This window comes from Pseudomonas sp. NFX224, from assembly GCF_048565165.1.
Classification (GTDB): domain Bacteria; phylum Pseudomonadota; class Gammaproteobacteria; order Pseudomonadales; family Pseudomonadaceae; genus Aquipseudomonas.
The window spans coordinates 4,830,466-4,851,613 of sequence record NZ_CP183416.1 but is presented as its reverse complement, the minus strand read 5'-3'; the positions used below and the strand labels follow the sequence as shown (position 1 = coordinate 4,851,613).

Annotated in this window: 16 protein-coding genes and 1 pseudogene; 7 read left to right on the top strand and 10 right to left on the bottom strand. The window is 58.3% G+C overall.

What is annotated here, in order from left to right:
• Position 1 precedes the first annotated feature (1 nt).
• Together ACNYC6_RS22245 and ACNYC6_RS22240 are read right to left on the bottom strand one after the other, a co-directional pair.
• Complete coding sequence (locus ACNYC6_RS22245) at positions 2-238, bottom strand: hypothetical protein (protein WP_419709172.1); 237 nt, start codon at positions 236-238, stop codon at positions 2-4.
• Positions 239-317: 79 nt separating this feature from the next.
• A complete protein-coding gene (locus ACNYC6_RS22240; RefSeq protein ID WP_419709171.1) occupies positions 318-482 on the bottom strand; it encodes a hypothetical protein in 165 nt (54 codons plus the stop codon).
• A 426-nt stretch (positions 483-908) separates the two neighbouring features.
• On the opposite strand from ACNYC6_RS22240, the pseudogene ACNYC6_RS22235 reads away from it, so the two are divergent.
• From ACNYC6_RS22235 to ACNYC6_RS22225, 3 genes and pseudogenes are all read left to right on the top strand, one after another.
• Positions 909-1,226 (top strand): annotated as a pseudogene (locus tag ACNYC6_RS22235) (LuxR C-terminal-related transcriptional regulator); the annotation flags it as partial.
• A gap of 8 nt (positions 1,227-1,234) precedes the next feature.
• On the top strand, positions 1,235-4,876 hold the full coding sequence (locus ACNYC6_RS22230) for a transporter substrate-binding domain-containing protein (RefSeq protein ID WP_419709170.1): 3,642 nt from the start codon (positions 1,235-1,237) through the stop codon (positions 4,874-4,876).
• A gap of 48 nt (positions 4,877-4,924) precedes the next feature.
• Positions 4,925-7,870, top strand: a complete 2,946-nt coding sequence (locus ACNYC6_RS22225; protein WP_419709169.1) for an HD domain-containing phosphohydrolase — start codon at positions 4,925-4,927, stop codon at positions 7,868-7,870.
• Here the strand turns inward: ACNYC6_RS22225 and ACNYC6_RS22220 are convergent, their stop codons facing one another.
• Together ACNYC6_RS22220 and ACNYC6_RS22215 are read right to left on the bottom strand one after the other, a co-directional pair.
• A complete protein-coding gene (locus tag ACNYC6_RS22220) occupies positions 7,871-8,353 on the bottom strand; it encodes a GAF domain-containing protein (protein ID WP_419709168.1) in 483 nt (160 codons plus the stop codon).
• Positions 8,350-9,240 (bottom strand): ATP-binding protein, encoded by an 891-nt coding sequence (locus ACNYC6_RS22215; protein ID WP_419709167.1) that lies wholly within the window; start codon positions 9,238-9,240, stop codon positions 8,350-8,352. The genes ACNYC6_RS22220 and ACNYC6_RS22215 overlap by 4 nt, the downstream gene beginning before the upstream one ends.
• 166 nt (positions 9,241-9,406) lie before the next feature.
• Here ACNYC6_RS22215 and ACNYC6_RS22210 point away from each other — a divergent pair, with 166 nt between their 5' ends.
• Positions 9,407-11,728 carry a response regulator gene (locus ACNYC6_RS22210; protein ID WP_419709166.1) on the top strand — a complete coding sequence of 774 codons (2,322 nt, stop codon included), beginning with the start codon at positions 9,407-9,409 and terminating at the stop codon, positions 11,726-11,728.
• On the opposite strand, the gene ACNYC6_RS22205 is transcribed toward ACNYC6_RS22210, so the two are convergent.
• From ACNYC6_RS22205 to msrB, 3 genes are all read right to left on the bottom strand, one after another.
• Positions 11,712-12,173, bottom strand: coding sequence for a MarR family winged helix-turn-helix transcriptional regulator (locus tag ACNYC6_RS22205; protein ID WP_419709165.1), 462 nt, complete (start codon positions 12,171-12,173; stop codon positions 11,712-11,714). The two genes, ACNYC6_RS22210 and ACNYC6_RS22205, sit on opposite strands and share 17 nt — an antisense overlap.
• Positions 12,170-12,655, bottom strand: a complete 486-nt coding sequence (locus tag ACNYC6_RS22200; RefSeq protein WP_419709164.1) for a glutathione peroxidase — start codon at positions 12,653-12,655, stop codon at positions 12,170-12,172. The genes ACNYC6_RS22205 and ACNYC6_RS22200 overlap by 4 nt, the downstream gene beginning before the upstream one ends.
• A gap of 102 nt (positions 12,656-12,757) precedes the next feature.
• Complete coding sequence (gene msrB, locus ACNYC6_RS22195; protein ID WP_419709163.1) at positions 12,758-13,153, bottom strand: peptide-methionine (R)-S-oxide reductase MsrB; 396 nt, start codon at positions 13,151-13,153, stop codon at positions 12,758-12,760.
• A 226-nt stretch (positions 13,154-13,379) separates the two neighbouring features.
• Here msrB and ACNYC6_RS22190 point away from each other — a divergent pair, with 226 nt between their 5' ends.
• Positions 13,380-14,591 (top strand): pyridoxal phosphate-dependent aminotransferase, encoded by a 1,212-nt coding sequence (locus tag ACNYC6_RS22190; protein ID WP_056856383.1) that lies wholly within the window; start codon positions 13,380-13,382, stop codon positions 14,589-14,591.
• A 314-nt stretch (positions 14,592-14,905) separates the two neighbouring features.
• Positions 14,906-15,796, top strand: coding sequence for a protease HtpX (gene htpX / locus ACNYC6_RS22185; protein ID WP_338582242.1), 891 nt, complete (start codon positions 14,906-14,908; stop codon positions 15,794-15,796).
• A 91-nt stretch (positions 15,797-15,887) separates the two neighbouring features.
• Here htpX and ltrA (ACNYC6_RS22180) read toward each other — a convergent pair whose 3' ends face one another.
• Both ltrA (ACNYC6_RS22180) and ACNYC6_RS22175 read right to left on the bottom strand, forming a co-directional pair.
• Entirely contained in the window at positions 15,888-17,303 is a 1,416-nt protein-coding gene (ltrA, locus tag ACNYC6_RS22180) for a group II intron reverse transcriptase/maturase (RefSeq protein WP_419712999.1), read from the bottom strand.
• A 496-nt stretch (positions 17,304-17,799) separates the two neighbouring features.
• Positions 17,800-18,456: a thiopurine S-methyltransferase gene (locus tag ACNYC6_RS22175; protein ID WP_419709162.1), complete on the bottom strand. Its 657-nt coding sequence runs from the start codon at positions 18,454-18,456 to the stop codon at positions 17,800-17,802.
• Between the two features lie 102 nt (positions 18,457-18,558).
• Here ACNYC6_RS22175 and ACNYC6_RS22170 point away from each other — a divergent pair, with 102 nt between their 5' ends.
• On the top strand, positions 18,559-19,326 hold the full coding sequence (locus tag ACNYC6_RS22170) for a DODA-type extradiol aromatic ring-opening family dioxygenase (protein WP_419709161.1): 768 nt from the start codon (positions 18,559-18,561) through the stop codon (positions 19,324-19,326).
• Positions 19,327-19,411: 85 nt separating this feature from the next.
• On the opposite strand, the gene ltrA (ACNYC6_RS22165) is transcribed toward ACNYC6_RS22170, so the two are convergent.
• On the bottom strand, positions 19,412-20,833 hold the full coding sequence (gene ltrA, locus ACNYC6_RS22165; RefSeq protein WP_419709160.1) for a group II intron reverse transcriptase/maturase: 1,422 nt from the start codon (positions 20,831-20,833) through the stop codon (positions 19,412-19,414).
• Between the last annotated feature and the right edge of the window lie 315 nt (positions 20,834-21,148).

Here is a 21,148-nt window from a genome sequence, read left to right as displayed (position 1 = left end):
ATCAAACCGCTCGCCCCTCAATAAAACTGCAGCACAACAAGACACCAACAATAACATCACCCTCAGATACTTGCGTCGAGGCACGAACTCTTCTCAAACCAAGCTGCATCAGATCAAGCTTCATTAATTCAATCAGATCGACAGCATTGATATGCCTATCAGCCATTATCATTGTATTACCTGCCGGAAGACCCATGCTGCTGTCTATGTCTACACCGATGGAGTGCTGAGAGAGCATTTCAGATAGACTCGCGACCTAGATGTAAATCGCCCCGGGTTTCGAGACACTCTCCACGCTCAGATGATGGCATTCGGCCTCACTTGGTCGACCGAAGTTTTCCGTTCACAACGAAGTAAATGAAATCCTCGTCGCCGGTGCGAGCTGATTCGCGCACCACGATCACGAAATCGCGGTTACCTTTCTTGACGCGAGGCTTCGGTTTAGCGGTTTGGGCGGAGCGAGGGTTGTTTAGATGCATCATGCTGAATCCCCCCTTTAGGGCTTGTGATACTAATACTGAGGGATTTCTGAATTGAGGAAAAGTGGTATGCACTCTCCCACCGCCAAATTCACGTTTCCTTACCTTGTATACGCAAACGCGCTGGATGAACGTCTGAAGGTTGAAGTGAGTGTTGACGCTGTCACCGATTTGACCCAAGTGCCGATATGTCACTGACCTGGCCTGACTCGTCGCGAACCAATACCTAAATTGGCACATGCCGACTTGGTGGTGGATCAGTAACGCGTCGCCATGTAGGTCAATTCGGGATCGACTGAAACACTTATGCTAATCCGAGCTACCCGGACCAAAATTCATCAATACTAATTTTTTTGAAACTTTAATTTAGACCTCTTGAAAAAAACTGCTTAAAAACGAGTCGCTAGTACAAGTCTTGTTGAAAATGACCGGGAAGATCTCAGCGAACTGGTCAGTGCCATTAAAGCGGTATTGTCAGGTTACAACTATTTTCCAAGCGAGGCATTGAATCCTGTACGCGGCGATGAGGCGCGTTGCGCCGAACTGGAACTGTTCAAATCAGTCAACGATCGGGAACTGATGGTATTGCAACTTTTCGCACAAGGCCGAACGAACAAGGAAATTGCCAAGGGCATGTTCTTGAGCAACAAAACCGTCAGCACTTACAAAAAGCGTCTCATGCAAAAACTCAAGGCCAAATCACTGGTTGAACTCATAGAGATGGCAAAACGTAATGCACTAGTGTGAGAGTCAGGATGCCCAGCCGTTTGAAGGAATGTCTGATACTGATGACCGCGGGCCTATGCCTGAGTACCCCATTGTCCGCAGGACATGGTATTGGAAACTACGCCCTGCTGAGTCGCTCGACTGTCGGGCATCTGGAAGTCCAGCTGGACCCACCACAAACACAATGGCTACTGAATAAACATGAACTGATCCTCGGCACTTCAGCGCCAGACTATCCGCCCTTCGACCTGACCCTCAGTGGCCACGACTATGAAGGATTCACCGCCGACTACGCCGGAATTCTCGGCAAAGCGACCGGCCTGCCCATCACGATTCAGCGCTTTACGTCCCGGGGTGCGGCCATTGAGGCGCTCGAAAACGGCGAAGTGGATTTGCTCGGTACCGCCAACGGGTTCGAGGCGCGTAACGCCAACATTGTACTGTCCAGGCCCTACGCCGTGGATCAACCGGTACTGGTAACACGTGAAGGCGAAACCCGTTCCCTGACCGATGGCCTTGCCGGCATGCGCCTGAGCATGGTGTATCACTACTTGCCGCTGGATGAGGTCAAGGCACTGTATCCGAAGGCAATCATTACCTCTTATCCGTCCTACCAGAATGCCATCAATGCCGTTGCCTTCGACCAGGCCGACGTGTTTCTCGGCGACACCATTTCCACCCACTACATGATCAACAAGGGGTACCTGAACAATATTCGCATGGCCAACTTCGGCAAACACGAAGCCCACGGATTCAGTTTTGCGGTGCATAAAAACAATCCGGAACTGCTCGCTATCATCAATGCAATGCTCCTAGCCATCCCCACCAGCGTTCGAGAAAACATCGCCAAGCGCTGGAGTGCCGGCAGTGACATTCTGCTCACCGATCACAAACTGGAGCTCAGTTACAGCGAGGAGCGCTGGCTGGCGCAACATCCGGTAGTCCGCGTAGTCGTCAACGAGGCGTTCGCGCCGCTGACGTTTTTCGACAGCGCGGGTAACTTCCGCGGGATTGCCGCGGACTTGCTTGAGCTGATCCGGTTGCGCACTGGGTTGCGCTTCGACATCCAGCGCAGCCGTAACGACAATGAAATGATCCAGCGCATCAAGGACAACGAGGCTGACCTGATCGCCGCACTGCTCCCCAGCGCGCAACGGGACACCCTCCTCAACTTCAGCCGGCCGTATCTGCAGAACTCCTATGTCCTGCTGACGCGCAAGGCCGCGCACAGCCCCGCCAACCTCACCCAGCTTCAGGGCAAGCGCCTGGCAATCGCCCATGGCAATCCGTTGATGGATTATTTGCGCAGCGAGTTCCCGCACATAAAGCTCATTGAAACCCCGGACACTTTCAGCGCCGTCGAAATGCTCGCGGAGGGTCAGGTGGAAGGTGCGGTGAACTCACTGGTGATTGCCAACTACTTCATTTCCTCGCGACTCTTTGAGCCCACGCTGCAAATCAGCACCACCATCGGAACGGAACAAGCCGCTTTCTCCTTGGCGACAGGCCGTGAAGCCAAGGAACTCAATGACATCCTCAACAAGGCGCTATTGAGTATCGCGCCGGAGGAACTGGGCATCATCAACAGCCGCTGGCGTGGTTACTCGGCGTCCTCACAAAGCACCTGGCGCAACTATCACCGACTGTTCTATCAGATCGTCATCGCTGCCGGCGTGCTGTTACTGATTTCCGTGGCCTGGAATGCCTACATGCAGCGCCAGATCAATCAGCGCAAGGCAGCTGAGCGCGCACTGAACGATCAATTCGAATTCATGCGTTCGCTGGTCAATGGCACGCCTCATCCACTTTATGTACGAGATCGCCAGGGACTGTTGCAAAGCTGCAATGAGAGTTACCTGCAAGCCTTCTGCGCCAGACGCGAAGACGTGATCGGTAAAAGCGTCATCCAGGGCGCCATGAGCAATGCGTTCGAAGCCCGCGAATATCAGGCCGACTACCAGCGTGTCGTGGCCGAGGGCAGGCCGCTGATTCTCGACCGTGCATTGCATATTGGCGGTCGCCGGCTGACGATCTATCACTGGATTCTCCCCTACCGGGATTCAAGCGGTGAGGTGCAAGGCATTATCGGTGGCTGGATCGACATCAGCGAACGGCGGCAACTGTTCGACGACCTGCGCAGTGCCAAAGAGCGCGCCGATGAAGCCAACCGGGCCAAAAGTACATTTCTGGCGACCATGAGCCATGAAATCCGCACACCGATGAATGCAGTCATCGGCATGCTCGAACTGACGCTGAAACGAATTGAACACCACCACCCTGACCGCTCGGCTATCGATGTGGCCTATCACTCTGCGAGGGATTTGCTGGAACTGATCGGCGATATTCTCGACATTGCACGCATCGAGTCCGGGCACCTCAGCCTGAGCCCGGAACGTGTCAATCCGCGAGAGATCGTGGGGGCGGTAGTACGAATTTTCGATGGTCTGGCCCGGCAGAAAGAGCTTGAACTGCATCTGGATTTCAACCCGGCCAATCCGCCAATCGATGTGCTGCTGGACCCGCTGCGCTTCAAGCAGGTGCTGTCGAATCTTGTCAGCAACGCCATCAAGTTTACCGAGCAGGGTCAAGTGAGGATTACCGTTGACCTGTATCCGACTGCCGAAACCGATCAAGTGCTGTTGCAACTGCAGGTCGAGGACAGCGGTATAGGGATCAGCGAGCAGGATCAGCAGCGTCTGTTCGAGCCTTTTGCCCAGGCGGATAACGCCGTGCGGTCGGCCAGAGGTGGCGCCGGGCTTGGCCTGGTGATCAGCCGCAGCCTGTGCGAAATGATGGGCGGCAGCCTGCAATTGAACAGTCAGCCAGGCACGGGGACGCAAGTGCGAATGTCACTGCCCCTGCCTGCCCTGCCCTCTGAACCCAGGGTGGAGTCGATTGAAACGCCGATCCCGACCGCCAGCATCCCGTTGAATGTTCTGGTGGTCGATGATCATGCAGCCAATCGCTTGCTCATGTGTCAGCAACTGGAGTTTCTGGGACATCGCTTCAGTGTCGCGGTAGACGGCCAGGAAGGGTTCGAGGCGTGGAAAGCCGAATCATTCGATCTGGTGATCGCCGATTGCAACATGCCGGTCATGAATGGATACGAACTTGTCCGAGCCATTCGCCGACACGAACAGTCAACGCAACAACCGCCATGCACTGTGCTGGGTTTCACCGCCAACGCTCAAGCGGAAGAAGTTCAACGCTGCAAACACGCCGGGATGGATGACTGCCTGTTCAAACCCCTGACCCTGGGCGCCCTGAGCCAATGGGTTGAAGGCATCGCACCGACGTCCCGCACACCAGCCTTCAATCCGGAAGGGTTACAGCAGTTGACCGGAGGCAACCCGGCATTGAACCAGCGTTTGTTGACCGAACTGCTGAACAGCAACCGTCTGGACCGCCAAGGGTTGCAGGTGCTTTACGGCTCCACGGATGCGCAGGCATTTCTCGACATTGCTCACAAAATCAAGGGAGCCGCCCGAATTGCTCAGGCCGCTCGGTTGATCGACAGCTGCGAGGCGCTCGAATCCACCTGCCGCGCCCCATTCCAGGCGGAAAAAGTGGCCGAATGCTGTGCGGCAGTGGAGCGCGCCCTGATGGAACTGGACCAGGCATTGCTGCAACAAATCGGTGAAAACGACGAAAGCAGAATGACAGAGGCTTAACTATGCTTGGACGCTGAGCAGTGTGTTAACCATCACGGAGTGTCCTGCATGCCCAGCCCACTGCGTCCGGACCAACGGCGATTTCCCCTGCACCTTCATATCAGCGTGATGTTTACCTTCCTGCTGTTGCTGACCGGGGTAGTACTGGGCATTTTCAATTATCGGCAAACCACACAGATCATTCTGTCCAGCAGCGAGAAGCTGTTCAATCGCATCGAGCAGGATGTTCGCCTCGACCTGCAGGCCACCTACGAACCGATTCGGCACCTGCTGAACCTGCTGGTCGTCAACCCCGCGATCCAGGCGCCGGACCTGGAGCAACGCCTGGCGCTGCTCAAGCCCTTGAGCCAGGCGCTGACCGACAACCCTGATCTGGCATCGCTGTACCTGGGTTATGGCAACGGTGACTTCTTCATGGTTCGTCCTCTGCGCACCGCACATCTGAAAACACTGCTAAAAACCCCGGAGTCAGCGGCTTATCAAGTGTGGAGCATCGAGCGAAGCGCTAGCGGCCAGACGTATTCCCAATCGTTGTTTTTCGATCAGAACCTGGTTTTGATCAGTCGCCAGGACAATCCCGGGGACCCATACGATCCGCGCCTCCGCGCCTGGTTTACCAGCGCCAGCCGCGACAACGATCAGATCACCACCGAACCCTACGTCTTTTTCTCGACCCACAACGTCGGCACCACCCTCGCCCGGCGCAGCGGTGAACAGGTGGTGATGGGCGCCGACCTGACCCTGGCCGAGCTCAGCGCCACCCTGGCCAAACATGTGGTGACCCCCTCCACGGAGATCGTGCTGTTCGATGCCCATGGCAATGCCATTGCCTATCCCGACGCCAGCCGACTGATCATCGACGACCAGACCGCCCGCCTGATCAAGGCCGCTGATCTGAGCCCCGGCCTTGGTGCGTTACTCAAAAGCCCTCCCGAGGGCAATCGCCTGAACGCCTATGGCCGACAATGGATCGTGGCCCGCAGCAGCATGCAGGAAGGTGGCCCCCAGGGGCTGCAACTGGCGTTGCTGGTGCCGGAAGATGAATTGCTCGCCGATGCCTACCGCATGCGCTGGCAAGGCGCGCTGATAACCCTGGCAACGCTGCTGTTGTGCGTGCCATTGGGTTGGCTGACGTCGCGCATCCTGGTCAAGCCCCTGCGCGCACTGGTACAGGAAGCGGACGCCATTCGCAGTTTCGATTTCAACTTTCCAGTGTCCAGTCGCTCTCCGGTACTCGAAGTCGATCAACTGAGCGTGTCGATGGCGCGCATGAAAGACACCCTGACGAGCTTCTTCCAGATCACCGACAGCCTGAGCGCCGAAACCCGTTTCGCGCCTTTGCTCGAACGGGTGTTGTTTGAAACCGTGAAAATCGGCCAGGCCCAGGCCGGCTTGATCTACCTGCGCGAAGGTGACGGCGATCGCATGGAACCCCAGGGCCTGGTCATCAACGATACCGCTCAACCTCTGGCGTCATTCGACATCGGCGCCCACGAGCTTCAGAACCCGCTGAGCCCTGCCTGGCTGCAGCAGTTGTCGAGTGCCGACAATGTCGTCAGCAACCTCGGTTTCGAGCAGGCGGGGGATTTGCAAAAAGTGCTGCTCGCACTGGAATGCCCCCGGGTTCATCTGATTGGCATCCGCTTGCACAATCGTCATAACGAAACCGTGGGCCTGCTGGTGTTTCTGCTGGCCGACAACGGCAACCAAAGCGACCTGGAAAAACTTCGTCCGGACCGCATCGCGTTTCTACAGGCAGTGTCCGGTGCCGCCGCGGTCAGTATCGAAAGCCAGAGGTTGCAAGCCCGGCAAAAACAATTGCTGGACGCGTTCATCAAGCTGCTGGCCGGAGCGATTGATGCCAAAAGTCCTTACACCGGCGGGCACTGTCAGCGCGTACCGGTCCTGACCCTGATGCTCGCTCAGGCGGCGGCAGCCAGTGAGGACCCGGCCTTCCGCAGCTATCAACCTACCGACGATGAATGGGAAGCCCTGCACATCGCTGCCTGGCTGCACGACTGCGGCAAGATCACCACGCCGGAATACGTCGTGGATAAAGCCACGAAACTGGAAACCCTGAACGACCGCATCCACGAAATCCGCACCCGCTTCGAAGTACTCAAGCGCGATGCGTGGATCCGTTACTGGCAAGCCCTTGCCAAGGGGGGTGACGAACAACCTCTGGCTCAACTTCGCGACTCGTCTTTGGCAGAGCTGGACGACGATTTCGCCTTCATTGCCCGCTGCAACCTCGGCGGCGAAGCCATGGCCGAGAACGACCTGCAACGCTTGCGCAGCATTGGCCAACGTACCTGGACGCGAACACTGGATGACCGGCTCGGGGTTTCCTGGGAAGAGAACCAGCGTCAAGCCCGCAACCCGGCGCCGACACTACCGGTTACCGAATCACTGCTGGCGGACAAGTCCGAGCATCTGTTCGAGCGCGCCGAAGCCGAGCTGATAGCACCGGACAATCCCTGGGGCTTCAAACTCGATGTACCTCGCTACAAGTACAACCGCGGCGAACTCTATAACCTGAGCATTGCCCGAGGCACCCTGACAGGCGAAGAGCGCTACATCATCAATCACCACATCGTGCAGACGATCCTGATGCTCAACCACCTGCCCTTCCCGGAGCATCTGCGCAACGTCGCGGAAATCGCCGGCGGCCACCACGAAAAAATGGACGGCACCGGCTACCCCAAACGCTTGAAGCGCGAAGATATGAGCCTGCCGGCGCGGATGATGGCGATTGCCGATATTTTCGAAGCGCTGACCGCTGCCGACCGCCCCTATAAGAAAGCCAAGTCCTTGAGCGAGGCGCTGGGCATCATGGCGTACATGTGCCGCGATGCGCACATTGATCCGCAGCTGTTCGAGCTGTTCATCAACGGCCACATCTATTTGCAGTACGCCAAGCGTTTTCTCGACCCACAGCAAATCGACGCGGTAGACGCGTCAGGCCTGCTGATCAAGGCAGGCCTCAAGGTTTGATCAGCAATCGGTCAGGCGCAGGAAAATCGCTGCCAGTTGTTCGATACCGGCCTGGTCCTCGGCGGTGAAACGCGCCAGTTTCGGGCTGTCGAGGTCCAGCACGCCGATCAGGCGACCGTCCTTGACCAGCGGCACGACCAGTTCGCTGTTCGACGCGCTGTCGCAGGCGATATGCCCGGGAAACTCGTGCACGTCTTTGACCAGTTGAGTCTGCAAGGTCGCCGCCGCCGTCCCGCAAACACCGCGACCGAATGGAATCCGTACACAGGCGATCTGCCCCTGGAACGGACCCAGGACCAGCTCTTCATTGCGATTGAGGTAAAACCCGGCCCAGTTCAAATCATCGAGCTGGTTGAACAGGAACGCCGAAAGTTGCGCGGCGTTGGCAATGAAATCCCGCTCGTCCGCCAGCAGCGACTCCAACTGTGCGTGCAGCATGCCGTAGCCGTCGAGGCCCTGGCCGCTCTTTTGTAAATCGATCATGCCTTGTGCTCCAACAGTTTCAGCCCGACCCAATAACGGGCAAATTGATACGCGCAACGTCCATTGCGATTGCCGCGCCCCGTGGCCCAGCGCACCGCAAGGATGTCCAGCTCTTCGGTGCGTTGCCACTTGAGGCCGGCCTTGTCGGCCAGTTGGCCGATCCAGTGTTCGACGACATTGAGGAAGTGTTCCTGGGTAAATGGATAGAATGACAGCCACAGGCCGAAGCGGTCCGACAGAGCGATTTTGTCTTCCACCGCCTCACTGGGGTGCAACTCACCGTCGACCCGTTTCCAGTTTTCGTTATCGCTTTCCTTCTCCGGCACCAGGTGGCGACGGTTGGAGGTGGCATACAGCAACACATTGTCCGGTGCCTGTTCGAGGGAGCCGTCGAGTACACTTTTGAGCACGCGATAATCACCCTCGCCTGACTCGAACGACAGGTCATCGCAGAACAGCACGAAGCGTTGGGGCAATTTGGCGATTTGTTCGACCACCCGTGGCAAGTCCGCCAGGTGATCGCGCTCGATCTCGATCAGGCGCAAACCGGCCTTGGCGTGCTCGGCCAGCAAGGCGCGGACCAGCGACGATTTGCCGGTGCCGCGTGAACCCCAGAGCAAGGCATGGTTGGCCGGCATTCCATCGAGGAACTGTTGGGTATTGCGCCCCAGTTGTTCCACTTGGCGGTCGACGCCGATCAGGTCGGACAGACGCATGTCGAGGCTGACTTCCAGCGGCAGCAGAAAACCGCTGCGACCCTCGCGCTGCCAGCGCGCGGCCAGGCAATTTGTCCAGTCGATGGATTGCCGAGGGGTGGGCAGCAGCGGCTCGATGCGGGCCAGAACGGCATCGGCGCGTTCAAGAAAAGCATTCAATCGGGAATCCACGTCTTCTCCTCGGGCACGTTCACAGTAATGATGGCGATACAGCGACGAAACACAGCGTTAGACAACCGGGACAAGCCCCGGTACAAGGGCTCGCGAGAGCGTCGGTATCCATGCATGATCGGCTATGCTTGAGCAGCGAAGGGAAACGGAAGTGGTTCAACACCCCATGGATATCAAATTCACCAACCGGCTGTCTTACAAGCAAGCCAAGCTTACCGTGCTGGTCGGTTTCATTCTGGGCACGCTGCTCAGCCTGCTGCAAATAGGCATCGATTATGCCAGCGAAGACGCCTCCATCAACCGTGAAATCCTGTCTTTGCTGGAAATCAGTCACAACCCGGCCTCCCGTATCGCCTACAACATCGATGCCGAACTCGCTCAGGAACTGACCCTGGGCCTGTTGCGCTCCCCGGCGATCATCGGCGCACGACTGACCGACAACAACGGCAACGTGCTGGCCAACGTCAAGCGCCCCGGCCTGCAAAGCGGTTATCGCGTGCTCAGTGACTTGTTGTTCGGTGCCGACCGGCGGTTCGAAGACCGCCTCTATCTGGACCACTTGCCGAACGAATCCCTCGGCACGCTGCGACTGGACGTCGATACTTACTCATTCGGTTACCGTTTTCTGCGTCGCGCCGAAGTCACCTTGCTCAACGGCTTTGCCCGCAGCCTGATCCTGACCGGTCTTCTATTGGCGCTGTTCTATGTGATGCTGACCAAGCCGTTGGTGCGGGTAATCCGCGAACTCAGCAGCCGCGACTCGCGCAGCATTGAACCCACCACTCTGGAATGCCCGGCCGGACACGCCAACGATGAAATTGGCGTACTGGTGAAAGTCGCCAACCAGCAATTCGAAAACGTCGCCACTGAAATCCAGCAGCGACGCAATGCGGAAAACCGCCTGACCGACTACCTCAGCCAACTGGAAAATATCGTTTCGGCGCGCACCGCCGAACTCAAGGCGATCAACGCCCGCCTCAGCCAATCCAATCAGGAACTGGAAGTCGCCCGCAGTACCGCACTGGACATGGCCGAAGCGCGCTCGGTGTTCCTGGCCAACATGAGTCACGAAATTCGGACACCGCTCAATGGCCTGCTGGGGATGATCGCATTGTCCCTGGACGGCCCGCTGAATGCCGAGCAACAGCAACAGCTGTCCATCGCCCACGACTCGGGCAAGGTACTGGTGGAATTGCTCAACGATATTCTCGATCTGTCGAAATTCGATGCAGGTCAGCTGGAACTCGAACACATCCCGTTCGACCTCGGCTCACTGATCGAAGACACCGCCAACCTGCTGTCGCAGAACGCTGCGCCGAGTGTCGAACTGACCTGCCTCATCGACCCGCAGTTTCCGGCGCTGGTGCTCGGTGACCCGACCCGGGTCCGGCAGATCGTCAGCAACTTGCTGTCCAACGCGCTGAAATTCACCCGTTTCGGGCGGGTCGATGTGCGCCTGTCGACATCCGGCGACGGCGTCAGAATCGAAGTCTGCGACACGGGCATCGGCATCCCCCAGGACGCTCAGGTCAAGATCTTCCAGCCCTTCACCCAGGCCGGTGCCGGGATTACCCGGCAATTCGGCGGCACCGGGTTGGGCCTGGCCCTGACTTACAACCTCTGCGAAGCGATGCAAGGACGCCTGAGCATCAGCTCGGAAGCCGGTTTCGGCAGCCAGTTCTGCGCGGAACTGCCGCTGCCCCGCCACACCCGGGCCCAGGTTCCGCCTGCGTTGCAAGGCAAGGTCATCGCCATCACCGCCGCCAGTAGCGGCTTGGCGGAACTGCTGGGCAGCGTGTTGCCCGGTTGGGGGCTGGACTATCAGCAACGCTCGATCGACGATCCATTGATCGGTTTGAACCCCGATGTGCTGATCACCGATTGCCCCGAATGCCTGTTCAACCTGCGCCCCACCATCACCGCGCCGATTTTGCTGGTGACCGCTTACGGCAGTTTCATGCCCAGCGAACAAGCCAACGCCCTCGCCCCTTTGCAACAACAGGCTCGTCCGTTGGCACGCAATGCGCTGCATCAGAATCTTCGACGTATCCTGCAACCGACAATCGCCACCATCAACGACACCCCTGTCGATGCCCAATCCCCGCAACGCCGCGCCCGGGTGCTGCTGGTCGAGGACAACCCGGTCAATCAACTGGTGGCCAAAGGCATGCTGGGCAAACTCGGCTGCGAGGTGATTGTCGCCGCTCATGGGGTCGAGGCACTGGATCAGCTGGAAAGCAGCGAATTCGATCTGGTGTTGATGGACTGCAACATGCCGGTGATGGATGGCTATGAAGCCAGTCGGCAGATTCGCCGCAGCGGGCGCTGGCCGCAATTGCCCATTGTCGCGCTGACCGCCAACGCCATGTCCGAAGAGCGCGAACGCTGTCGCGCGGCGGGCATGAGCGACTATCTGGCCAAGCCCTTCCGCCGGGAAGAACTGGCCGCTTTGCTGGAGGTGTGGTTACCCGCTACGACAGCGCCTTGATTTGCCCCAACAGGTGATCGAGGCCGTCGCGCAGTTCATTCAGCCGATCCAGGTCCACGCCGTTGTCGCACAGCAGCCGGGCCTTCAACGGCCCGACCCGATCGCGCAACGCCAGACCGCTGGGCGACAGGCTCAAGTGCACCTCGCGCTCATCCCGTGCCGAACGCTGCCGCTGAACCAGTTGCAGTTGCTCAAGGCGCTTGAGCAACGGCGTCAGCGTGCCGGAATCAAGCGCCAGCCGCTCACCCAGCGCCTTGACGGTCGGCTGCTCTGGCGCTGATTCCTGCCATTCCCACAACACCAGCATCGCCAGGTATTGCGGGTACGTCAGGCCCAACTGATCGAGCATCGGCTTGTAGGCACGGATCACCGCCCGGGAAGCGGCGTACAGCTTGAAGCAGAGCTGACTGTCGAGATTCAGCGAATCGATGGACAGGCTGTTCATTTGAGCAGGGCTTCGATCTCGCTGCTCAAGTCCTGCGGCTTGGTCGCCGGAGCAAAACGCTTGACCAACTGGCCGTCCTTGCCGATCAGGAACTTGGTGAAGTTCCACTTGATGCCTTGTGAACCGAGCAAGCCGGGCGCACGCTTTTTCAACTGCACGAACAGCGGGTGAGCGCCCGTTCCGTTGACTTCGATCTTTTTGAACAGCGGGAAACTGACGCCGTAGTTCAGCTCGCAGAACTCGCTGATCGCCCCTTCGTTGCCCGGCTCCTGCTTGCCGAACTGATTGCACGGAAAGCCCAGCACCACCAGGCCTTGATCCTTGTAGGTCTGCCACAGTTCTTCGAGGCCTTTGTACTGCGGGGTAAAACCGCATTTGCTGGCAGTGTTGACCACCAACACGGCTTTACCGGCGAAATCGGCCAGGATCTTTTGCTCGCCCTTGATGGTGGTGCACGGGATGCTCAGCAGATTGTCGCTCACGATGAAAGCTCCAGATTCGGGAAGATGAGCAAAACATAGCGAGCAATTGAATTGTGTGCAATTCAAATAAATGAAAAGCGATCGATTGATCGCTTTCGAGGTTTACTCGCGAGGCATCAGGTCCAGGCACACCGAATTGATGCAGTAACGCAGACCGGTGGGTGGCGGGCCATCCGGGAACACGTGCCCCAGATGCGCTTCGCATTTGGCGCAGACCACTTCCGTGCGGATCATACCGTGGCTAACATCGCGGATCTCGGTCATGGCGCTGTCGCCGATCGGCGCGTAGAAACTCGGCCAACCGCAGCCGGAATCGAACTTGGTCTTCGAGTCGAACAGCGGTTCGTTGCAGCAGATGCAGTGGTAAACGCCATCGGTCTTGGTGGCGTTGTATTTGCCGGAGAACGGTCGTTCGGTGCCTTTGAGGCGGCACACGTTGTACTGCTCTGGATCGAGCATCGCCTTCCATTCTTCCAGGGTTTTTTCCAACTTTTCCATCATCACACCTCGGCAGCTGAAAAAGCCCGATCTGTACCTTTTCCACGGATCGGGCGGCACGTATGATTGCGCCTCGTCAAACGCCAGTCTGGCAGCCAGACCACGCGCATTCAAACGGATTTATGGATGCTGCCTCTCAAGGCGTCAGGCCTGTGTGATTACGCAGGATTCCCAGAACGGTTGTTCACACGCCGCCTGGATCGTTCATTTTCAGGAACACATCGCCATGCAGGTCAGCAAATCGAACAAGCTCGCCAACGTCTGCTACGACATTCGCGGCCCAGTGCTCAAGCACGCCAAACGCCTGGAAGAGGAAGGCCATCGCATCCTCAAGCTGAACATCGGCAACCCGGCGCCCTTTGGTTTCGAAGCGCCGGATGAAATCCTCCAGGACGTGATCCGCAACCTGCCGACCGCCCAGGGCTATAGCGACTCCAAGGGCCTGTTCAGCGCACGCAAGGCCGTGATGCAGTACTACCAGCAAAAGCAGGTGGAAGGCGTCGGCATTGAAGACATCTACCTGGGCAACGGCGTTTCCGAGCTGATCGTGATGTCGATGCAGGCCCTGCTCAACAACGGCGACGAAGTGCTCGTGCCGGCTCCGGACTACCCGTTGTGGACTGCCGCGGTGAGCCTGTCGGGCGGCAACCCGGTGCACTACCTGTGCGACGAACAGGCCAATTGGTGGCCGGACCTGGCTGACATCAAGGCCAAGATCACCCCGAACACCAAGGCGCTGGTGATCATCAACCCGAACAACCCGACCGGTGCGGTGTACTCCAGGGAAGTGTTGCTGGGCATGCTGGAACTGGCCCGCCAGCACAATCTGGTGGTGTTCTCCGACGAGATCTACGACAAGATCCTCTACGACGATGCCGTGCACATCTGCACCGCGTCCCTGGCACCTGACCTCTTGTGCCTGACCTTCAACGGCCTGTCCAAGTCCTACCGCGTCGCCGGTTTCCGCTCCGGCTGGATCGCCATTTCCGGTCCGAAACACCACGCACAGAGCTACATCGAAGGCATCGACATGCTGGCCAACATGCGCCTGTGCGCCAACGTGCCGAGCCAGCACGCGATCCAGACCGCATTGGGTGGCTATCAGAGCATCAACGACCTGGTGCTGCCGCCGGGCCGCCTGCTGGAACAGCGCAACCGCACCTGGGAACTGCTCAACGACATTCCGGGCGTGAGCTGCGTCAAGCCGATGGGCGCGCTGTACGCATTCCCGCGCATCGACCCGAAAGTCTGCCCGATCCACAACGACGAGAAATTCGTCCTCGACCTGCTGCTCTCCGAGAAGCTGCTGGTGGTGCAAGGCACGGCTTTCAACTGGCCATGGCCCGACCACTTCCGCGTCGTGACCCTGCCACGTGTCGATGACCTCGACATGGCCATCGGACGCATCGGCAACTTCCTCAAATCCTATCGCCAGTAAATGGCCTTCACCGTGCGATGCCAATACATCGCACGGTGATTCATTCAGCAACATATGCTTGTGCCCTGCCGCCCCCTACCAGCTCACCCCCTGATCGATAACACCTTGCCTGTTCGCGCCTAACAACGACGGGGGTCGGGGCGTCCAATGGCTGACAAATACTTCCCTCTGCGCCATCGGAAAAGTCCTTCAAGCGACTAAGCTATTGCCGTAGGACACAGTTTGAAATAGTCACCCGGTTGAATACCCCGGTGCAGCACCTTATATAACCCCGCAGTACGCTACATCTTTAGCATAAGGAGATTTCTACAACCATGATGCGCATCCTGCTGTTTTTGGCCACTAACCTGGCGGTCGTGCTGATTGCCAGCATCACCCTGAGCCTTTTCGGCTTCAACGGGTTCATGGCGGCCAATGGGGTTGACCTCAACCTCAATCAGCTGCTGATTTTCTGTGCGGTCTTTGGTTTCGCCGGTTCCTTGTTCTCGCTGTTCATCTCCAAGTGGATGGCGAAGATGAGCACCAGCACCCAGATCATCACCCAGCCACGCACTCGTCACGAGCAATGGCTGCTGCAAACCGTCGAGCAACTGTCCCGCGAAGCCGGGATCAAGATGCCCGAAGTCGGGATTTTTCCGGCCTACGAGGCCAACGCCTTCGCCACCGGCTGGAACAAGAACGACGCGTTGGTCGCGGTCAGCCAGGGCTTGCTCGAGCGCTTCTCGCCGGATGAAGTGAAAGCCGTTCTGGCCCACGAAATCGGCCACGTGGCCAACGGCGACATGGTGACCCTGGCGTTGATCCAGGGCGTGGTGAACACCTTCGTGATGTTCTTCGCCCGGATCATCGGCAACTTTGTCGACAAGGTGATCTTCAAGAACGAAGAAGGCCAGGGCATCGCCTACTACGTCGCGACCATCGTCGCCGAACTGGTCCTGGGCATCCTGGCCAGCGCCATCGTGATGTGGTTCTCGCGCAAACGCGAATTCCGCGCTGACGAGGCCGGTGCAAACCTGGCCGGTACGGCCGCGATGATTGGCGCCCTGCAACGCCTGCGTGCCGAACAAGGCCTGCCGGTGCACATGCCCGACACCTTGAACGCCTTCGGCATCAACGGTGGCATCAAGCAAGGATTCGCACGCATGTTCATGAGCCACCCGCCGCTGGAAGAGCGTATCGACGCCCTGGCTCGTCGTCGGGGCTAAGCGACTCCACAGCAATCGAGTAGGAGGCGGATTCACATCCGCCGTCCTCTCACACCACCGTACGTACGGTTCCGTATACGGCGGTTCAGGTTTAGCGGTTAAGCCGGGTTATCGTATCCAGTATCGAGACCAGCCCGAGTCGATCCCATAGTTTCTTCGGCAGCGCCTGATTCATATGGGGGGCTCCGGAGTTCCACCAAGGGCCTCGACCATTGAATGCCGAGTTACAAGCACGCGCCTCGTTGAGTCCCAAGCGCATCAAGTTGCGGGCCCTCGTAGAGGGCTGCTTCCATTGGCGCCAGATGATACAGCGAAGTTTATGTCGCACCCACCCATCCAGTGTCTCAAGTGCCCGCTTGCTCTGACTTAGCTTGAAATAGCCTGCCCAACCGCGCAGTACGGGGTTTATCCGTTCGATGACGTTCGCCATCTTGCGGCTCCGCGTTGCACGCAGCAGGCTTCTAAGTCGGTCGCGTAGGCGATTCAGACTCATCGTCGCCACTCTCAGTCTCGGCTGTTGATGCCAGCTCATCCCGTAGCCCAGGTAATCACACATCCACGACCCGGCTACTCGGCTCTTTTCCCGGTTCAGCGTCAGTTTCGGGCGCTGTCTCAGGAAGCGCTCAACGCCAGCCATCACTCGTTCGCCTGCCCGTTGGCTGCGCACATAGATGTTCGCATCATCGGCATAGCGCACGAATCGATGGCCCCGTCGCTCTAACTCATGGTCGAGTTCGTTGAGCAGGATATTCGACAACAACGGCGACAGTGGGCCGCCTTGCGGCGTCCCTTCCTGCCGTCGGCTGACGAGCCCGCCCGACATCGTTCCCGCTTCGAGATAGCGACGGATCAGCGTGAGCACACGCTTGTCTTCGATTTGACGCTCGATGTAGGCCATCAATACATCGTGATTGACCCGATCGAAGAACTTTTCCAAATCGAGTTCCACGCACCAGCGGTGACCCACTGTCACATGGCCGCGAGCGGTTTCAATGGCTTGATGAGCGCTTCTGCCCGGACGAAAACCGTAGCTATAGTCCGAGAACAGAGGATCGAAGATCGGCGTGAGCTGTTGCAGCAAAGCTTGTTGGATCAGGCGATCCACAACGCTGGGAATGCCCAGTTGTCGGGTGCCGCCTTGGGGTTTGGGAATCTCGACGGCGCGTACACCTTGCGGGTAGTACTCGCCGGCCAGCAACCGAGTCTTGAAGATCGGCCAATACTGTTTCACGTAGCCTGCCAACTGCTCGACCGTCATGCCATCGGCACCCGGCGCGCCCTTGTTGCTGACTACGCGTTGATACGCACGCCTGAGGTTGGCGGATGCAAGCACTCGCTCCATCAACGTGTCCGGCTCCGCTTTCGTCCACGTCACAGACGCCGTCGATACCTGTGCGCTGTCAGCCGTCATCCTCGGACTCTGTCCGGGACTCGGAGTAACAGTCTTCTCTGGGAGAAATTTCTGCATTTCGGTATTCAACGAGACTGTGACGCCTACTGGCGGCATGACCTGTTCGGCCCTTGGTGGCGTGGTTTTTTTTCCGCCACTTACTACGGCCTCGGCTGACTTCTGCAGGTTCATCCCGTCGCCTCTCGACGCTCGGTAGCACAGTGGCAAACCTGCAGATCTCCCAGGGTAATTCGCGCGACCTTCCTGCTTATGCCTGTCGGATCTACGTCACAGCGTTCCGTGCAAGTATTGGGCTTTGGCAATTTTGGCTACCTTACCCCGCTGCACCGCCTAATCCGCTTCCTGTTCGTCAGGCCAGCATTTTGCCTCGGGCTTCCTTCAGATTCGCAGTCGCCCGCGACACCCTTGCCTTCGGCTAACACTTCCCCTTGCCGGGTGTGTAGAGGACTTTCACCTCCAAGTCACCAGCGAGGCCACCACAGCCAAGCTGGTTGCGCTTACGCGCAACGCGCCATGCCTGGCGCACAAGCAAAAGGCCCGCAGCGATGCGGGCCTTTTTTTATCTGCCGAGACCCGCACAGACAACTGTCTTTTAGCGAGTGGAAACCCGGTACACCCGCTCCTCAAGCCGGGTGATACCCGCCTCCAGGAATTTCCCGCTCTCGCTCAGCACATCCCGATCTTCCAGGATCTTCAGCCCCCATGAAGCCGCGAACAACCGCTGCACTTCTTCATCGAGCACGGCAAATGGCGGACCGGACATTTGCGATTGGTCATAGTCCAGTGTAATCAGCAGTCCGAGAGACGCCTTCGGCAGTATCCGCGTCAAATGGACGCAATAGCGCTCTCGCATTTCCCCCGGCAGCGCGATCAGCGCCGCACGATCATAAAGCGCAGAGCAATCGGCAACATCGCCTGCCGTCAGCTCGAAGAAATCGCCGCACCACAGCTCAATGGAACCTGCCCGATAAACCTTGAACGCCCCCTGCTCGCTGACGGCCGGATCAAAGCCATGTTCACTGAAAAACTCTTCGACGGCTTTTTCCGACAGTTCTACCCCCAAAACCTCGTGGCCTTGATGGGCGAGCCACAGCAAATCCAGACTTTTCCCACATAATGGCACCAACACACGTGCACCTTCTTCAAGGCTTAATGCTGGCCAGAACCGCTTCAGATGAGGGTTCACCTGCGGCAGATGAAAGCCGATCTGATTCGACGCCCACTTCTTGTGCCAAAACTCCGGCTGCATAAATAACCCCGAAAATTCGATCAAAACACCCTAAAACTTATATTAGATTTAGATCAATGATCTGACTGAATATGGTGCATCTTAACTCTCAGGAGCTCATTCATGTTCCCCAGCCTGTACATATCCCATGGCTCCCCGATGCTTGCGCTGGAACCGGGTGCCAGTGGACCGGCGTTGGCTCGTCTGGCGGCAGAAATGCCCAAACCCAAAGCCATCGTGATCGTTTCCGCGCACTGGGAAAGCCATGAGCTATTAGTCAGCGGCAATCCTCAGCCCGAAACCTGGCATGACTTTGGTGGTTTTCCAAGGGCTCTGTTCGAAGTGCAGTACCCAGCGCCTGGCGAACCTCAACTGGCCGCAGAGGTTGTCGAACTGTTGAACGCCGCCGACCTTGCGACTCGCATCGATACCCGGCGACCGTTCGATCATGGCGTTTGGGTGCCTTTGTCCTTGATGTACCCCCAGGCGGATATCCCGATTGTCCAGGTCTCGCTGCCCACCCGAGGCGGTCCCGCCCTGCAAACCCGCGTCGGTCATGCCCTGGCCAGCCTGCGCGGACACGGCGTGCTGCTGATCGGCTCCGGCAGCATCACCCACAACCTTCGTGAACTGGACTGGCATGCCGGCCCGGAAAGCGTCGAGCCGTGGGCACAGGCCTTCCGCGACTGGATGATCGAGAAGCTGGCGGCGAACGACGAAGCGGCCCTGCATGATTATCGCCAACAAGCACCGAACGCCGTGCGCAACCACCCCAGCGATGAGCATTTGTTGCCGCTGTACTTTGCCCGCGGTGCCGGAGGTGACTTCAGCGTTGCCCACAAAGGGTTCACCATGGGTGCGCTGGGCATGGACATCTATCGCTTCGGTTGAAGCTTTTACGCAGGATCGAGTAGGAGGCGGATTTACATCCGCCGTCCTCTCACACCACCGTACATACGGTTCCGTATACGGCGGTTCAGGCTATGCGACTAAGCCGATTGATCGTATCCAGTATTGAGACTAGGCCCAGCGCATCCCATTGTTTCTTGGGCAGTGCCCGATTCATATGGGATGCTCCAGAGTTCCACCAAGGGCCTCGGCCATTGAAGGCCGAGTGACAGGCCCGGGCTTCGTTGAGTCCTGCACGCATCAAGTTGCGAGCCCTCGTAGAAGGCAGCTTCCAGTGGCGCCACACGACACAACGAAGTTTTCGGCGTACCCATCCATCTAGATTTTCAAGGGAGCCTTTGCTTTGACTGAGTCTGAAGTAACCGGCCCAGCCACGCAGTACAGGGTTTAGTTGCTCGATGACATCCGACAACTTTCGACCCCGCGCTCCACGCAGCAGATCTCTGAGTCGGTCGCGTAAGCGACCCAGACTCATCGTCGCCACTCTTAACCTCGGCTGGCGATGCAAGCTCATCCCATAGCCCAAGCAATCACAGACCCAAGGCCGTGCCACGCGGCTCTTTTCCCGGTTCAGCGTCAATTTAAGGCGCTGATTCAGGAAGCGCTCGACGCCGGCCATCACTCGTTCGCCGGCACGGCGACTGCGCACATAGATGTTCGCATCATCGGCATAACGCACAAAGCGATGCCCCCGCCGTTCCAGCTCGCGGTCGAGTTCGTTGAGCAGGATGTTCGACAGCAACGGCGAGAGCGGCCCGCCTTGCGGCGCCCCTTCCTGTCGTCGGCTGACGAGTCCACCCGACATCGCTCCCGCTTCGAGATAGCGACGGATCAGCGTGAGCACACGTTTGTCTTCGATTTGGCGCTCGATGCAGACCATCAAGACATCGTGGTTGATCCGATCAAAGAATTTCTCCAGATCGAGTTCCACGCACCAGCGGTGACCTGCCGCCACGTGGGTACGGGCGGTTTCGATGGCTTGGTGAGCGCTTCTGCCCGGACGGAAGCCGTAGCTGTAATCCGAGAACAGGGGGTCGAAGATCGGCGTGAGCTGTTGCAGCAGGGCCTGTTGGATAAGGCGATCCACGACGCAGGGAATGCCCAGCTGCCGTGTTCCGCCTTTGGGTTTGGGGATGTCAACGGCGCGCACACCTTGCGGGTGATACTCGCCGACCAGCAACCGAGCCTTGAGAGTCGGCCAATACTGCTTCACGTAGCCCGCCAATTCGGCGACCGTCATGCCGTCGGCACCCGGTGCACCCTTGTTGCTGACTACGCGTTGATACCCACGCTTGAGGTTAGCCGGTGCAAGCACCCGCTCCATCAGCGTGTCCGGCTCCGCGTTCGTCCACGCCACAGACGCCGCTGATACCTGTGCGCTGTCAGCCGTCATCCGCGGATTCTGTCCGGAACTCGGGGTAACAGTCTTCTCTGGGAGAAATTTCTGCATTTCGGTATTCAACGAGACTCTGACGCCTACTGGCGGCATAACCTGTTCGGCCCTTGGTGACGGGGTTATTCGCCACTTACTACGGCTTCGGCTGACTTCTGCACGTTCATCCCGCCGCCTCTCGACGCTCGGTAGCACAGTGGCAAACGTACAGATCTCCCAGGGTAATTCGCGCGACCTTCCTGCTTATGCCTGTCGGATCTACGTCACAGCGTTCCGTGCAAGTATTGGGCTTTGGCAATTTTGGCTACCTTACCCCGCTGCACCGCCTAATCCGCTTCCTGTTCGTCAGGCCAGCATTTTGCCTCGGGCTTCCTTCAGATTCGCAGTCGCCCGCGACACCCTTGCCTCTGG

What these genes read in the sequence shown, in the direction of transcription:
- ACNYC6_RS22170 (WP_419709161.1), top strand. Translation starts at nt 18,559, where the DNA reads ATGTTCCCCAGCCTGTACATATCCCATGGCTCCCCGATGCTTGCGCTG.
- ltrA (WP_419712999.1), bottom strand. Translation starts at nt 17,303, where the DNA reads ATGCCGCCAGTAGGCGTCACAGTCTCGTTGAATACCGAAATGCAGAAA.
- ACNYC6_RS22230 (WP_419709170.1), top strand. Translation starts at nt 1,235, where the DNA reads ATGCCCAGCCGTTTGAAGGAATGTCTGATACTGATGACCGCGGGCCTA.
- ACNYC6_RS22210 (WP_419709166.1), top strand. Translation starts at nt 9,407, where the DNA reads ATGGATATCAAATTCACCAACCGGCTGTCTTACAAGCAAGCCAAGCTT.
- ACNYC6_RS22220 (WP_419709168.1), bottom strand. Translation starts at nt 8,353, where the DNA reads ATGATCGATTTACAAAAGAGCGGCCAGGGCCTCGACGGCTACGGCATG.
- ACNYC6_RS22175 (WP_419709162.1), bottom strand. Translation starts at nt 18,456, where the DNA reads ATGCAGCCGGAGTTTTGGCACAAGAAGTGGGCGTCGAATCAGATCGGC.
- ltrA (WP_419709160.1), bottom strand. Translation starts at nt 20,833, where the DNA reads ATGCCGCCAGTAGGCGTCAGAGTCTCGTTGAATACCGAAATGCAGAAA.
- ACNYC6_RS22225 (WP_419709169.1), top strand. Translation starts at nt 4,925, where the DNA reads ATGCCCAGCCCACTGCGTCCGGACCAACGGCGATTTCCCCTGCACCTT.
- ACNYC6_RS22240 (WP_419709171.1), bottom strand. Translation starts at nt 482, where the DNA reads ATGATGCATCTAAACAACCCTCGCTCCGCCCAAACCGCTAAACCGAAG.
- ACNYC6_RS22205 (WP_419709165.1), bottom strand. Translation starts at nt 12,173, where the DNA reads ATGAACAGCCTGTCCATCGATTCGCTGAATCTCGACAGTCAGCTCTGC.
- htpX (WP_338582242.1), top strand. Translation starts at nt 14,906, where the DNA reads ATGATGCGCATCCTGCTGTTTTTGGCCACTAACCTGGCGGTCGTGCTG.
- ACNYC6_RS22245 (WP_419709172.1), bottom strand. Translation starts at nt 238, where the DNA reads ATGCTCTCTCAGCACTCCATCGGTGTAGACATAGACAGCAGCATGGGT.
- ACNYC6_RS22190 (WP_056856383.1), top strand. Translation starts at nt 13,380, where the DNA reads ATGCAGGTCAGCAAATCGAACAAGCTCGCCAACGTCTGCTACGACATT.
- msrB (WP_419709163.1), bottom strand. Translation starts at nt 13,153, where the DNA reads ATGGAAAAGTTGGAAAAAACCCTGGAAGAATGGAAGGCGATGCTCGAT.